2 protein-coding genes and 1 pseudogene are annotated in these 1856 nt (G+C 70.7%); all 3 read left to right on the top strand.

Going from position 1 to position 1856, the window contains the following annotated elements; all coding sequences use genetic code 11:
• The coding region (locus NCCP_RS14765) for a glycine cleavage T C-terminal barrel domain-containing protein (protein ID WP_308655516.1) at nucleotides 1-119 on the top strand (119 nt) is incomplete at its 5' end.
• 102 nt (nucleotides 120-221) lie between these two features.
• On the top strand, nucleotides 222-1667 hold the full coding sequence (locus NCCP_RS14760) for an L-serine ammonia-lyase (RefSeq protein ID WP_149958045.1): 1446 nt from the start codon (nucleotides 222-224) through the stop codon (nucleotides 1665-1667).
• An 86-nt stretch (nucleotides 1668-1753) separates the two neighbouring features.
• A pseudogene (locus NCCP_RS15380) lies at nucleotides 1754-1856 on the top strand (lipoyl synthase); the annotation flags it as partial.

Here is a 1856-nt window from a genome sequence, read left to right as displayed (position 1 = left end):
CGCTGGCCTACGTCGAGGCCGCCCACGCCGGGCCCGGCACCGTGCTGGACGTGGACCTGCGCGGCAGGGCCGAGCCCTTCGAGGTCGTCGCCCTGCCCTTCTACAAACGCCAGAAGTAGAATCCCCGCCCTGCCGGGCGGCCCCGCTCCCCCGGCAGCAGCCAGCCACCCCCTGCAGCCCGCCCACGCACCGTGGGCCCACCGCGAATCGAGGCAATACCCATGGCCATCAGTGTCTTCGACTTGTTCAAGGTCGGCATCGGCCCGTCCAGCTCCCACACGGTGGGACCGATGCGGGCCGCCCGGAGCTTTACGGCCCATCTAGCCCACGCCGGCCTGCTCGGCGCGGTGGAAGGACTGCGGGTGGACCTCTACGGGTCCCTTGCAGCGACCGGCCACGGCCACGGCACGTTCACCGCGGTGCTGCTGGGGCTGGAGGGCTTTGACCCGGAAACCGTGCTGCCGGCCGACGCGGAGGAGGCCCTGGGCCGTATCGAGGCGACCGGGCTCCTGCGGCTGGGAGCCCAGCTGGAGGCCCCGGCAATGGCCGGACCGACCCCCGCGCCCCCGGGTGGGCCGGACCTGCCCTACGGGGTGCGGGACATGGTCCTGCACCCGCTGACGGTGCTGCCCACGCACACCAACGGGATGCGGTTCGCGGCCTTGGGCGGAAACGGGGAGGAGCTGGAGGCGCAAACCTGGTTCTCGGTGGGTGGCGGGTTCGTCGTCCGCGAGGGCGGTGAGGACACGGTCCGGGATCGGCTCGAATCAGCACTGTCCGTCCAGCCCTACCCGTTCCGCACCGCGGCAGAGCTGCTCGGGCACTGCCGTGCCACGGGCCTTCCCATCAGCGCCGTGATGCACGCCAATGAACTCGCCGTCCGCACCGGGGAACAGATCCGCGCCGGCCTGGTGCACCTGTGGGACGTGATGGAGGCGTGCAAGAACTCCGCGCTGGCCCGCACCGGGGAATTGCCCGGAGGACTGGGAGTGCGCCGCCGGGCACCTGCCTGGCATGCGCGGCTGAGCGGGCAGGATCCGCACCGCGATCCGGTGTTTTGGCAGGAGTGGGTAAACCTGGTGGCGCTGGCGGTGAACGAGGAGAACGCCTCCGGCGGCCGGGTGGTCACCGCCCCCACCAACGGGGCGGCGGGCATCATCCCGGCCGTGCTGTTCTACGCCACGCACTATGCCCCCGGTGCCGTTTCCCGCAGCCGGGCGGAGCAGGAGGATGTCGTGGCGCGGTTCCTGCTCGCGGCCGCGGCCGTTGGCGTGCTCTATAAGGAGCAGGCCTCGATCTCCGGGGCCGAGGTCGGGTGCCAGGGCGAGGTAGGCTCCGCGTCCTCCATGGCCGCGGCCGGGCTGGCCGAGATCCTGGGCGGCACGCCGGAGCAGGTGGAGAATGCCGCCGAGATCGCTATGGAACACAACCTTGGCCTGACCTGCGATCCGATTGGCGGGCTGGTCCAGGTCCCCTGCATCGAACGCAACGCCATCGCCGCCGCGAAGGCCATCAACGCCGCAAAGATGGCGCTGATGGGCGACGGCCGGCACCGCGTGTCCCTGGACGAGGTCATCATCACCATGCGCGAGACCGGCCGCGACATGAATGACAAGTACAAGGAAACCGCCCGCGGCGGGCTGGCCGTCAACGTCGTCGAATGCTGAACTCCCGCCCCGGGACCTCCAGCTCCGATGCCCCCCTGTCCCGGCAGCCCCTGCTGCCGGGACACCACTTTTGAAGGAGTCCTTCCATGAGCCTGGCCCCTGACGGCCGCCGCCTGTTGCGCATCGAGCAGCGCAACTCCGCCACCCCCATCGAGCGCAAGCCCGAGTGGATCAAGGCCAAGGTGAGCA

Origin of the sequence: Zafaria cholistanensis, from assembly GCF_008580665.1 — a bacterium.
GTDB classification, from domain to species: domain Bacteria; phylum Actinomycetota; class Actinomycetes; order Actinomycetales; family Micrococcaceae; genus Zafaria; species Zafaria cholistanensis.
The sequence above is the reverse complement of the archived record's forward strand: the minus strand, read 5'-3'. Positions and strand labels throughout refer to the sequence as shown.

Bases quoted from the DNA above. Each gene is read 5' to 3' on its own strand.
- NCCP_RS14760 (WP_149958045.1), top strand. From the start codon at position 222: ATGGCCATCAGTGTCTTCGACTTGTTCAAGGTCGGCATCGGCCCGTCC.